Source organism: Bradyrhizobium sp. CB1717 (assembly GCF_029714325.1).
In the GTDB taxonomy this organism is placed as follows: Bacteria; Pseudomonadota; Alphaproteobacteria; order Rhizobiales; family Xanthobacteraceae; genus Bradyrhizobium.
The window spans coordinates 6,794,463-6,807,409 of the sequence record NZ_CP121666.1 but is presented as its reverse complement, the minus strand read 5'-3'; the positions used below and the strand labels follow the sequence as shown (position 1 = coordinate 6,807,409).

The following is a 12,947-nucleotide window of genomic DNA, read 5'->3' as shown; positions in this document are numbered from 1 at the left end:
TGCGTGGCGCATGATGCGCTGCAAGCGCCCCCCCTTTGCTCATGCTTGTGTGAGCGCGAGCCGCCGACAACTTCGCAAGGCCGCGTCCGCGTCGTGACCACTCCGGCGAGGCGACCATCCGCATTCCTCGGAGCGAAGCGACGGGAACTCCCGTGCTTTGGCCCCGAAGTAATATTGTTTCAGATTATTGTAGGACAATAGTAACGACTACTGATTGAGAATAGCGCATCCTGCACCTTGCGGGTTTACGCAAGTTGAACGAGAGCAGGCCGCTTCCGCGCGACGAGAGGGCTTTGCCTGCGTCGGAGGAGGCAGTCCCTGGACTACGCCTGGAAACAGCTACGGCATGAATCAGCGTTGGATCATCGTGGCCGCGATCCTCCTGACGGCCCTGCTTGTTCAAATACCCGCCGTTCTCAACCCGGACTTGAGCTGCCTGCTTTCTGAAGGAGAGCAAATTCTCGATGGCCGGAAGTTGGGGGGCGACCTCTTCGAACTGAATCCGCCGCTATCGATCTACCTGTACATGCCGGCGGTGCAGCTTGCGCGATTGACCGGCATCGCGCCCGAGATCATCGTGATCGTCCTCGTGATGATCGAGATCATTGGCTCGCTTGTCGTGATCGATCGCGCCGCTGCGGCGGCAAAGCTGGGTGCTGAAGAGCGAAGTATTTGGACGTGCCTGCTCGCTTTCTTGTTCGTAGTCCTTCCGAGCGCCGTATTCGGGCAACGTGAACACATAGCCGTCATTGCACTGACTCCCTTTGTCGCCATCACCGCCATTCGCTGGCGTCGGCTTTCCCCCGGTTCGGTCGCGATCCTGGCAGGACTGGGTGCCGGGCTCGCCATCAGCATCAAGCCCCAGCTTGCTCTCGTGGCAGGGCTTCCGATCATCCTTGGCGCCATCCACCAACGTTCTCTCAGGTCATTGTTCACCCCTGAAGCGTGCGCAGCCGCCGCTGTTGTCATCGGTTACGGGGCGGTGCTCGTTGTCATCTTTCCCGACTATCTGTTGACCCATGCCCCGATGGTCGCTGCCGCCTATCTGCCAATGAGGCGGGATTTAGCGGGCCTGCTTCCTTTCCCGATCGTCGTGATAACTGCCTCTATTTTGTTTCTGCGCCAGGTGGCTCCGCAAGGCCTAAGAATGGGAGGCGATGCAATCCCGTGGCTGGCAGCAGCCGTTGGCGGTGCCGCGAGTTTCGTTCTTCAGGGTAAGGGCTGGACCTACACGCTCTACGCGCTTTGCGTTTTCGCGATTGCCGCACCGTTGCTGCATGTTCGCACCAGGACGTTGCCGGCCTCGGTCAGGATCGGCGGCTTCGCTGGCGTTGTGCTCATCGGATTCTGCTTGTCCTTGTCGGTCCGTGAGTTTCCGTCGCTGGAGCGGCACGTTCAGGCGCTTGCAAAACATCCGAGGCTGCTCACGATCACCGATCACATCGCGCTGGGGCATCCGCTCGTTCGCCAGATCGACGGGAGGTGGGTGGGTAGTTCGTGTGCCCAGTTGCTGACGGCCGGCGCAATTTTGGCCCAGAACGGCTCACAGCCGACCCAGGGAGAGCGGGCAAAACTCGACGGCATCATCCATTTCGAGCGGCGGCAGTTGCTGGCAGACCTGCGAAACGGTCGCCCGGACGTGATTCTCGTGGATACCTATCTGCAGAGTTCGGTCCCGTTCGATTGGCTGGCTTGGGCCAGTGCAGATCCCGAGCTCGAAATCGAGTTGCGTCGCTATCGTGAAGTCGCGGATGTCGGCCGTGTTCGCATATTCGTCGATCGATCGACTCCGGAGCGATAGTTCACTTTGGCTCGGCGCATCAGCGGGGAGGAACTGTCATGCAGCAACACTATTTCAGGTGGTTTCTGTATTGTTACAGATCATTGCAGCACAATAGTAACGACTTCTGATTGAAGGTTGCCCTGATCACCCATGACGAGGTGCGCAGGTGCAAGAAAATCGACCGCTTCAGCGTTGGATGATCGTGGTCGCGATCCTCCTGACGGCCCTGCTGGTGCAAATCCCTGTCGTTCTTAATGCGGATTTGGGCTGCCTTCTGACCGAGGGCGAGAAGGTTCTAGATGGCGGAAAGCTTGGGGCCGACGTCTTCGAGCTGAATCCGCCGCTATCGGTCTATTTGTACATGCCGGCAACAATGCTTGCGCGAATGACCGGAATTGCGCCCGAGGTGATCGTGATCATTCTCGTCATGATCGAGATCGCTGGCATGCTCTTCATGATCGATCGGGCCGCCGCGGCGGCAAGGTTGGAATCTGCAGAGCGAAGTGTCTCAACATGCTTGCTCGCCTTCTTGTTCGCAATTCTTCCTACCGCCGTATTTGGACAGCGCGAGCATATCGCGGTCATTGCACTGACACCCTTTGTCGCCATCACTGCGATCCGCTGGCGCGGTCTTGCACCAGGACCGGTTGCGATCCTGGCAGGACTGGCTGCCGGGCTGGCCGTCAGCCTTAAACCTCATCTTGCTGCCGTGATAGGCCTTCCGATCATCCTTGGTGCCTTCCGGCATCGGTCTCTCAGGTCCCTGTTCACCTCTGAAGCCTGTGCGGCCGCTGCTGTCGTCATCGGCTACGGGGCGCTGCTCGTCAGCGTCTTTCCTGACTATCTGTTTACTTACGCCCCGATGGTCACCGCCGCCTATCTTCCATTGAGGGTGGACTTGGGTCGCCTGCTTCCTTTCCCGCTTCTTGTGATAGCGGCTTCTCTTGCGCTTCTGCGCATGGTCACTTCGCAAGACGTCAAAGCGGCAGGCGACGCAACCCCATGGCTTGCCGCAGCGATCGGGGGAGCCGTGAGCTTCCTTCTGCAAGGCAAGGGCTGGACCTACACGGCATTTGCGCTTTGCATGTTTGCGATTGCCGCGCCATTGCTCCACGTTCGCACAGGGAGGGTGCGGGCGCCGGTCATGATGGGCGGCTGTGCTGCCATCGTGTTCATCGTGTTCATCGGGTTCTGGTTGTCCGTGCCGGTCCGGACGTTCCCGCCACTGGAGGATCGTATCCAGTCACTTGCAAAGCATCCGCGGCTGATCACGATCGGTGATCACGTCGCTCTGGGCCATCCGCTCGTCCGTCAGATTGACGGGACTTGGGTGGGCAACTCCTGTGTGCAGTTGCTGGCGGCCGGCGCAACGCTGCTCAAGAACACCTCGCAGCTAACTCAAGGCGAGCAAGCGAGACTCGACAGCATCATACATTTCGAGCGGCGGCAGTTGCTGGCGGACCTGCGAAGCGGCCGTCCTGATGTAATTCTTGTGGATACCTATCTGCTGAGTTCATTCCCGTTCGACTGGCTGGCCTGGGCGAATTCCGATCCAGAGCTCGAAAGAGAGCTGCGTCGCTATCGCGAAGTCGAGAATGTTGGCCGTGTTCGAATATTCGTCGAGCAATCGCGAGCGGAGCGACAACCCACTCTTGCTCGACGCATCGAGGGCGAGGAAGGTGCGCAATAACGCCTCATCGCCATGATGACATCATGCCGGTGTTTTGCCCGACGAGTCAAATCGAATTCGTAAAATCAGCAGCTACCGGGCCGGCGGCCAAGCCATTGATAAGGCTGCTGCCGGCTACTGTGCATGGGGTTGTTTTCGCACTTTTTGTGTGAGCGTGAGCCGCCGTCGGCTTCGCGCGCTGCTACCCCGCCCTGGCGATACGACCGTCCGCCGCCCCCGCGCGCAGGTTCTGGAAGAACGTCTCCACCTCCCGCGACAGCGTCGCCGCCGTCTCGGTCAGGCTGCTCGCCGCCGTCAGCACGGATGCGGCCGCCGTGTCGGTCTCGCCGATGGCGTCGCGCAGCGAGGTGATGTTGGCGACCAGAGTCTCGTTGCCCTGGGCTGCGCTTTGCGCGTTGGACGAGATCTCGCGCGTGGCCTGGTCCTGCTGGCCGACGGCACCGGCAATGGCAGACGTGACCTCGTTGATCTCGCGCACCGCGCCGCCGATCTCGCGCACGGCGTCGACCGCGTTGCGGGTCGAGGCCTGGATCATCGCGACGTTCTGGCTGATGTCGGCGGTCGCTTTCGCGGTCTGTCCCGCCAGCGCCTTGACCTCGTGGGCAACGACGGCGAAGCCGCGGCCGGCTTCGCCGGCGCGTGCGGCCTCGATGGTGGCATTGAGCGCGAGCAGGTTGGTCTGCTCGGCGATCGCCTGGATCAGGCTGAGCACGCCGTCGATGCGCTGGGTGGCGGCCGCAAGGCTCTCGATCTCGGCGATCGACTTCTCGGTGCGCTGGCCGGTCTGCTCGACCGCGCCGGCGCTCTGGCGCACCTGGCGGCCGATCTCCTCGACCGAGGCCGACAGCTCCTCGGCCGCGCCCGCGACCGCAGTGACGTTGTGCGAGGCCTGCTCGGTGGCGCTCGCCGCCGTGCCGGCGCGGCTGCTCGCGTCGGCCGTGACGCGGGTGATGGTCTGGGCGGTTTCGCGCATGACGGAGGCGTTGTCGCTGAGGCCGCGCATGATCGCGCCGATCGCCTCGCGGAACGCTTCGACGGACTGCTCGATATGGCGGGCGCGGGCCTCGCGCGCGGCGGAGTCCTGCGAGACCTGCGAGGCGAGGTTGCGATTGCGCGCCATCGCGTCCTGGAACACCTGGATCGCGCGGGCGAGTGCGCCGATCTCGTCGGCGCGGTCGGAGTGCGGCACCACGACGTTCTCGGCGCCGTCGGCGACCTGCTTGATGGTCGCGGTGATCGCGGCGAGCGGCCGCGCGATCGAGCGGGCGATGATGACGATGCCGATCACGACGAGGGCCAGCGCCACGCCGCCGAGGCAGGTCAGGACGAAGGACAGGGTGCGGTTGGTCTCGGTTTGCTGGGCGATCTGCCTGGCCCGCTCGGCATAGACCTTGGACAGCGCCTCGAGATCCTTGTTGAGCGCCGAACGCACGGCGCGGTTGGCGTCGTTGTCGCCCCATTCGCGGCCCGCGGCCGCGTTGATCTCGACGCCGCGGCGCACCAGCTCCTTGCGGAACTCGACGAACTGCTCGATGCGCTTCTTGAAGGTTGCGAACTGCTCGGCATCATCGGCTTTGACGATGGTTTCCCAGCGCTTCACGACATCGAGGATCTGGGCGTTGAACTTGAGCAGGCCCTCGCCGTATTTCTTCACCACGGCGGGCTCGGTCGACATGTAGACGCCGCGCGATTCCATCACCACCGCATAGACCAGCGAGTTGACGCGCTCGACGTTCAGCGCGGCCGCATTCGCGGTCTCGATCGCGCTGGTCAGCTCGGCGCTGCGGCGGCTGTTGTAGTCGGACAGCATCGCGATCGCCGCCGTCAGCAGCGCGAACAGTGCGAAGATCGCGTAGAGCTTGGTGGCAAGCGTAAAACGGCCCGCCAGGGTGGCGGCATTCCCAGATCGGTCGGATGTCATGGTGTTCAGGGGCCCGAAATGGCCGGAAGCGGCCGGTGAGCGCGGTCGTGCGGAATTGATGCAAAACTATGCGAAACGAAGATGGACGCGGCGTTAACGCGCTGCTTGGCTCCCTTCGTCCTTAGTCGAAAGAAAGGTAAGTTATTTCAGCGTCTTGATCAGGAGGTATAGTTTCAGGATAGTGCTGGAGTCGGCCGTTGGCCGACGAGCCCCGGAGAGGTCCTTGGTCTACCGCCACACCATCGACGCCACGACCTACACTTTCCCTGACCTGCGCGACCTGCTCGCCAAGGCGACCCCGCCGCGCTCCGGCGACCGGCTGGCCGGAATTGCCGCTGCCAGCTCCGAGCAGATGATCGCGGCGCGGATGGCGCTCGCGGATGTGCCGCTCGGGCAGTTCCTGCAGGAAGCCGTCATTCCCTACGAGGCCGACGAGGTCACCCGCCTCGTCATCGACAGCCATGACGCCAGGGCCTTTGCGCCGGTGGCATCGCTGACCGTCGGGGCCTTCCGCGACTGGTTGCTGTCGGACGCCGCGACGTCCGAAGTGTTGAAGAGGCTGGCGCCCGGCATCACGCCCGAAATGGCGGCCGCGGTGTCAAAACTGATGCGCAACCAGGACCTGATCCTGGCGGCGCGGAAATGCGAGGTCACCACCGCCTTCCGCAACACCATCGGCCTGAGGGGGCGAATGAGCACGCGGCTGCAGCCGAATCATCCGTTCGACGATGCCAGGGGCATCACCGCCTCGATCCTCGACGGCATTCTGCTGGGGGCGGGCGATGCCTGCATCGGCATCAACCCGGCGAGCGACGATCCCGCCGTCATCGCCCAATTGCTGCGGCTGCTCGACGAGATCATCGCGCGGCTGAAGATTCCGACGCAAGCCTGTGTGCTCACCCATGTCACGACAACGCTGTCGCTGATCGGGCAGGGCGTGCCGGTCGACCTCGTCTTCCAGTCGGTCGCCGGCACCGAGGCCGCCAACCGCAGCTTTGGCATCGACCTCGCGCTGCTGAAGGAGGGGCAGGAGGCCGGGCTGTCGCAGCGGCGTGGCACGGTCGGGCAGAACGTGATGTATTTCGAGACGGGCCAGGGCTCGGCGCTGTCGGCGGGCGCCCATCACGGCGTCGACCAGCAGACCTGCGAGGCCCGCGCCTACGCGGTCGCGCGCGCCTTTGCGCCGCTCCTCGTCAACAGCGTGGTCGGGTTCATCGGCCCGGAATATCTCTACGACGGCAAGGAAATCATCCGGGCGGGCCTGGAGGATCATTTTTGCGGCAAGCTGCTCGGCCTGCCGCTCGGCATCGACATCTGCTACACCAACCATGCCGAGGCGGACCAGGACGACATGGACAATCTGCTGACGCTGCTTGCGGCTGCCGGCGTCACCTTCATCATGGGCGTGCCCGGCGCCGACGACGTCATGCTGAACTACCAGTCCACGTCATTTCACGACGCGCTCTATGTCCGGGACGTCTTCAGTCTGCGCCGCGCGCCGGAATTCGACGACTGGCTGGTGCAGTCGGGGGTTGCGGGCGCCGATTTCCGCCTTGTCGGCGATGCAGGCCTGCTACCCGATTTCGCCTCGCGGCTGATCGCGTGACGCGACGCCCCGGGCCGTGAGGAAACCATTGGTCCCCCTCGGAATTATGCTCACGCCACAATATTGAGAAATTCCGGCGACGGCATTACGCTATGTGTCTGGCTGGCAATTTCCGCAACCAGGTCGAGCGTGGCGGGGGAGCTTAGATGCGAGCTGAAAACAACGGTACGTCCCGGCGGATTCTCTGCGTGTTTCCGCGCTACACGTCTTCGTTCGGTACCTTCGAGCATTCCTACCCCCTGACCGATGGCGTCCGCGCCTTCATGCCGCCGCAGGGCCTGCTGCTGATCTCCGCCTATCTTCCGAAGGACTGGCAGGTCAAATTCGTCGACGAGAACCTCCGCCGCACGACCCAGGAAGAGTTCGAATGGGCGGAAGCCGTCTTCGTCAGCGGCATGCACATCCAGCGCCAGCAGATGAACGACATCTGCCGCCGCGCCCATGAGTTCGATCTGCCGGTCGCGCTCGGCGGTCCCTCCGTCAGCGCCTGTCCGGACTACTATCCATCGTTCGACTATCTCCATGTCGGCGAGCTCGGCGATGCCACCAACCAGCTGATCGAGATCCTGTCGCGCGACACCTCGCGTCCTGACGAACAGGTGGTCCTCACCACCAAGGACCGCGTGCCGATGACGGAGTTTCCGATTCCCGCCTACGAGCTCGCCGACGTGAAGAAATACTTCCTCGGCAGCATCCAGTACTCCAGCGGCTGTCCCTATCAGTGCGAGTTCTGCGACATCCCCGGCCTCTATGGCCGCAACCCGCGCATCAAGTCGCCGGAGCAGATCATCGCCGAGCTCGACCGCCTGCGCGAATGCGGAATGACCGATACGGTCTATTTCGTCGACGACAATTTCATCGGCAACCGCAAGGCGGCGATGGACCTGCTGCCGCATCTGATCGAGTGGCAGAAGCGGACGGGCTACGTGGTGCGGCTCGCCTGCGAGGCGACGCTCAACATCGCCAAGCGCCCGGAGATCCTCGAGAAGATGCGCGAGGCCTATTTCATCACCATCTTCTGCGGCATCGAGACGCCCGACCCCGACGCCCTGAAGGCGATGCACAAGGACCACAACATGATGGTCCCGATCCTGGAGGGTGTGCACACCATCAACTCCTACGGCATGGAGGTCGTCTCGGGCATCATCATGGGGCTCGACACCGACAAGCCGAACACTTCGGAGGCGCTGCTCGCCTTCGTCGAGGAGTCCCGGATTCCGCTGCTCACCATCAACCTGCTCCAGGCGCTGCCGAAGACGCCGCTATGGGATCGGCTGGAGAAGGAAGGGCGCCTGATCGAGGACGACGGGCGCGATTCCAACGTCGACTTCCTGCTGCCTTACGACGAGGTCGTCGCTTCCTGGAAGCACGCCATGGCGGTCGCTTACGAGCCCGAGAAGGTCTACGCGCGCTTCCAGTATCAATGCGACCAGGTCTATGTGCACCGCCTCAAGGTGCCGGTCGCGGACGAGATGAAGACCTGGCCCAATATCAGGCGCGCTCTCGTCATGCTGCGCAACATCTTCTGGAAGGTCGGCGTGCTCGGCGACTACAAGCGCGTGTTCTGGAAGTTCGCGTTCGGACGCATCAAGCGTGCCGACATCGAAGGCCTGATCGGCTGCACCCTGATCGCGCACCATCTCATCACCTTTGCGCGCGCGGCCTCCAGCGGCAAGCAGAACGCCTCGAACTACTCGATCCGGCTGCGCGAGGCCGCCGTTCCCGCCGAATGAGCGACAGATCCGTTCCAGAGCGTCCGACCCTCGACCTCAAGTCGTTCACGCCCGCGCGCGTTGCGCTCGGGCGCAGCGGCGCAAGCGTGCCGACGCGGGCGCTGCTCGATTTCACGCTGGACCATGCCCGCGCCCGCGATGCCGTGCATGCCGTCTTCGAAGCGCCACGCCTGGTCGCCGATCTCGGCGCGCTCGGTCTTGCCGTCAGCGAGGCGAGGAGCCAGGCCGTCGACCGCGGGGACTATCTGCGGCGGCCGGATCTCGGACGACAGCTCGATCCAGCGTCCGCCGAAGCTCTCGCGCGAAGCGCTGCCGGGCCATGCCAGCTTGCGCTCGTGATTGGCGACGGCCTCTCGGCGGCGGCGGTCCACGCCCATGCGGTGGCGCTGGTCGCGCGCCTGCTGCCGCTGCTCGCGGAGGGCGATGCTGTCGCGCCCGGCCATGTCGTCGTCGCCTCAGGCGCGCGCGTCGCGCTCGGCGACGAGATAGGCGCGATTCTCGGTGCCCGCATGGTCGTGATGCTGATCGGCGAGCGGCCCGGCCTGTCCGCGCCCGACAGTCTCGGCGCCTATCTGACCTTCGCGCCGAAGCCCGGCCGCACCGATGCCGAGCGCAATTGCGTGTCGAACGTCCACAAGTCTGGGTTGAGTCATGACGAGGCTGCCTTCAAGATCGCCTGGCTGATCCGCGAGGGCCTGGCCCGGGAGGTCACCGGCGTGGCGCTAAAGGACGAGAGCGCCGACCGGGCGCCGCGTCGAATTGGCACAACGCGGCCGGAATGACGGGCATTCCGGCAAAATCGCCGCATCTTGATCGATTCGGCCACCTTCCGCCTGCTTGCGAAAAGGCCTTTTGACCTGCTAAACCGCTGCCGGCGATTTTCCGCGCATTTTCAACGGGCAAGCCTCCCATTGGTATGGCGTTTTCAAGCCGTTCGCGGGGCGCAATAAGCTCACAAGACCGAGCCGATTTAGGAACTGGACAAGGCATGCTCGAAAAGCACAGCGAGAGTGAGGTTCATGTCGACAAGGTCGAGCAGGGACCTGCGTCCTCCATCGCCTTCGGGCTGGAGCGCATCGGGCTGATCGCCGTCCGGGCTCCGATCATCTCCTGCATCGTCCTGCTCGCCCTGATTGTTGGCGCCGTCTTCGGCATCTACCGGATCAAGATCGACGATTCGCTGTCGCAGCTGTTTCGTTCCGACACACGCGAATTCAAGCAGTATGAAGAGGTGACCAAGAAGTTCCCGGCCGAGGAGTTCGACGTCCTGGTCGTGGTCGAGGGCAAGACCCTGCTGGCGCGGAACAACCTCGAGAAGCTGCGCGACTTCGTCACCGACATGCAGCTGGTCGAAGGCACGCGTGGCCTCGTCTCGCTGTTCTCGGCGCGCCAGGCCCCGGCGCCGGGCAAGCTGCCGGCGGCGCTGTTCCCGCCCGAGCTGCCCGAGGGCGCGGCCTATGACAAGTTCATCGAGACCGTCAAGAACAACGAGATCATCCGCGGCAAGCTGCTGTCGGAGGATGGCACGCTGGCGCTGATCGTGCTCTCGCTCGATCCGGAGGTGGTCGCCTCCAGCAAGCTGACCAAGACCGTCGGCGACATCCGTGCGCTGATGAAGGAAGACCTCAGCGACACCGGGCTCAACGTGCAGCTCTCCGGCGTGCCGGTGATGCAGCTCGAGATCCGCAACGCGGTCGAGCGCGACGGGCTCACCTACAACATCCTCGGCATTCTCGCCGGCTGCGTCATCGCCATCATCTTCTTCCGCAAGATCTCCTTCATGATCGCGGCGGCGTTCCCGCCGATGATCGCGATCCTGCTGGCGCTCGGCGCGCTCGGCTGGGCCAATTTCAACCTCAACATGTTCCTGAACGTGATGACGCCGCTCATCATGGTCATCAGCTTCTCGGACTCGATGCAGCTGACGTTCGCCGCGCGCGACCGGCTGATCGCCGGCCAGGACAAGTTCACCGCGTTCAAGAACGCGGTGCTGGTGGTCGGGCCGGCCTGCGTGCTGACGCACGGCACCGCCGGCATTTCCTTCATCGCGCTCCAGTTCTCCGACTCCGATTTGATCCGCAAGTTCGGCGAGGCGGGCCTTGCCGCGACCATCATCGCGCTGGTCGCGGTGCTGTCGCTCGTGCCTGTTTTCGGCGTGCTGTTCGTGCGCAACGAGAAGGTCTTCGCGGTCAAGTTCCAGGGCGCCGATGCCGGCGTCCAGGCGCTGCGCAACTTCTGCTACTGGATCGCGGTGCGCATGGTCGGCCGGCCCGGCCTGTTCAGCCTGATCGCGGTGCTGTTCGTCGGCGGCCTCGGCGTCATCTACGCCAATCTGGAGCCGCGCTACCGGCTCGCCGACCAGGTGCCGGACAAGCGCCAGGCGGTCGCCGCCAGCGACCGGCTCGACGCCAAGCTCACCGGCGCCAACCCGGTCAACGTGCTGATCCAGTTCCCCAAGGGTGAAACGCTCTATTCGCCGGAGACGCTGCAGACCATCGCGGACGTGCATGCGACCGTGGAGAAGGCGGCCGGCGTCGGCAACGTCTGGTCGCTCGAGACCCTGCGCCGCTGGCTCGCGGAAAAGGCCGGCAGCGCCGACGTGGCGACGCTGAAGGAATATGTCAGCGTCATCCCCGAGCATCTGGTGCGGCGTTTCATCGACGCCGAGCAGGATGCCGTCGTGGTCGCGGGCCGCGTGCCGGACAAGGATTCCAGCCAGCTCCTGCCGATCGTCGACAAGCTCGATACAGAGCTCGACGCCGTCCGCAAGAAGCATCCCGGCTACGAGATCGCGGTGACCGGTCTTGCCGCGATTGCCGCGCGCAACTCGGCCAGCATGATCGAGAAGCTGAACCGCGGCCTCACGGTAGAATTCGCGCTGGTCGCGATCTTCATCGGTCTTGCCTTCCGCTCATGGGTCGTGATGTTCGCTTGCATCCTGCCGGGCATCTTCCCGGTGGTGATGTCGGGCACGGTGCTGTGGGCGATGGGCGAGGGGCTGCAATTTGCCAGCGTCGTCGCGCTCACCGTCTCGTTCGGCCTGGGCCTGAGCGCCACCATCCACTTCCTCAATCGCCTCAGGCTCGAGAGCAAGCCGGGCGTCGGCTCGGCGCTCGCGGTGGAGCGGGCGACCGTGCTGGTGGGACCGGCGCTGATCCTGACCACGGTGGTGCTGGCCTGCGGCCTCGTCGTCACCGTGTTCTCCGACCTGCCGTCGCTGCGGCTGTTCGGCTGGCTGAGCGCCTTCTCGATGGTCATGGCGCTCGTCGCCGACCTCTTCATCCTGCGGCCGACCGCGATGTGGCTGATCAACCTGCACGGCAAGCTGCAGGGCCCGGACAAGCCGGCGATCTGAGCGGCTTCATCAGTCGGACATGGAATCGGCGCAGTCTGAACGACTGCGCCGGCGTTCCGGCCGAGGATGCAGCCAATGCGGCACGACAGCTCCATCGTGGCGTTTCAGCAGAAGCGGGGCGGCGATTGCGCCGCCTTTTTCGTCCCGTTCCTGACGTCGGACATGATCCTGCTCGACGCCGGCTGCGGACCGGGGACCATCACCGCGGCGCTCGCAGGCCTTGTCGGGAGGGCCGTCGGCGTCGATATCGAGCCGAAGGCAATCGCCGCAGCCAATCAGCTCGCCGCGAGGACCGGCCTCACCAACGTGGCCTTTATCGAAGCCGATATGACCGCCGTTCCGTTCGAGGACGGGACGTTCGATACCGTGCTCTTTCACGCGGTGCTGTACCATCAGAGCAAGGCGGTGCTGGCGCGAACGCTGGCGGAAGCCCGGCGCGTGCTGAAGCCGGGTGGCCTCGTCGCAACGCGTGACGCCGATGTCGGCGGCAATGTGCTCCACCCCGAGCTCGACGGCGTACGCCTCGCGCTCGATCTCTGGCAGCGCTGGTACGAGCACGATGATCCCGCGTCGCTTCGCTTCGGCCGCCGGCAGGGCTCCATCCTCCGCGCCCACGGCTTTACACCGGTCTGGGCCGGCGCCAGCTACGTCAACCACAGTGCCGATGCGGAGAGCCGCAGCGAGGCTGTTGCCGATGCGCGGCGAAGCCTGCTCGGGCTTGGTCCGCAACTCGTAAGCAAGGGGCTCGCGACGGACGATGAGATCCAGATTGCGCTTGCCGGATGGGAAGCCTGGGGACGCGATCCGGACGCGGTCTATTTCCGATGCCGGTGCGAATGCGTCGCGCGCAAGGACTGAT

8 protein-coding genes are annotated in these 12,947 nt (G+C 64.2%); 7 read left to right on the top strand and 1 reads right to left on the bottom strand.

Going from position 1 to position 12,947, the window contains the following annotated elements:
• Positions 1-346 precede the first annotated feature (346 nt).
• Positions 347-1,801: a hypothetical protein gene (locus tag QA649_RS31840; RefSeq protein ID WP_283020668.1), complete on the top strand. Its 1,455-nt coding sequence runs from the start codon at positions 347-349 to the stop codon at positions 1,799-1,801.
• A gap of 178 nt (positions 1,802-1,979) precedes the next feature.
• Positions 1,980-3,473 (top strand): hypothetical protein, encoded by a 1,494-nt coding sequence (locus QA649_RS31835; protein ID WP_283020667.1) that lies wholly within the window; start codon positions 1,980-1,982, stop codon positions 3,471-3,473.
• A gap of 181 nt (positions 3,474-3,654) precedes the next feature.
• On the opposite strand, the gene QA649_RS31830 is transcribed toward QA649_RS31835, so the two are convergent.
• The gene (locus tag QA649_RS31830; protein ID WP_283020666.1) at positions 3,655-5,394 is read right to left on the bottom strand and encodes a methyl-accepting chemotaxis protein; all 1,740 of its coding nucleotides are present in this window, start codon (positions 5,392-5,394) and stop codon (positions 3,655-3,657) included.
• A 223-nt stretch (positions 5,395-5,617) separates the two neighbouring features.
• Here QA649_RS31830 and QA649_RS31825 point away from each other — a divergent pair, with 223 nt between their 5' ends.
• From QA649_RS31825 to QA649_RS31805, 5 genes are all read left to right on the top strand, one after another.
• On the top strand, positions 5,618-7,000 hold the full coding sequence (locus tag QA649_RS31825) for an ethanolamine ammonia-lyase subunit EutB (RefSeq protein ID WP_283020665.1): 1,383 nt from the start codon (positions 5,618-5,620) through the stop codon (positions 6,998-7,000).
• Positions 7,001-7,146: 146 nt separating this feature from the next.
• Positions 7,147-8,733 (top strand): B12-binding domain-containing radical SAM protein, encoded by a 1,587-nt coding sequence (locus QA649_RS31820; RefSeq protein WP_283020664.1) that lies wholly within the window; start codon positions 7,147-7,149, stop codon positions 8,731-8,733.
• Positions 8,730-9,515, top strand: coding sequence for an ethanolamine ammonia-lyase subunit EutC (eutC, locus tag QA649_RS31815; protein WP_283020663.1), 786 nt, complete (start codon positions 8,730-8,732; stop codon positions 9,513-9,515). Before QA649_RS31820 ends, eutC begins: the two co-directional genes overlap by 4 nt.
• A 206-nt stretch (positions 9,516-9,721) precedes the next feature.
• The gene (locus QA649_RS31810) at positions 9,722-12,088 is read left to right on the top strand and encodes an MMPL family transporter (RefSeq protein ID WP_283020662.1); all 2,367 of its coding nucleotides are present in this window, start codon (positions 9,722-9,724) and stop codon (positions 12,086-12,088) included.
• 75 nt (positions 12,089-12,163) lie between these two features.
• Complete coding sequence (locus QA649_RS31805) at positions 12,164-12,946, top strand: class I SAM-dependent methyltransferase (RefSeq protein ID WP_283020661.1); 783 nt, start codon at positions 12,164-12,166, stop codon at positions 12,944-12,946.
• Position 12,947 lies beyond the last annotated feature (1 nt).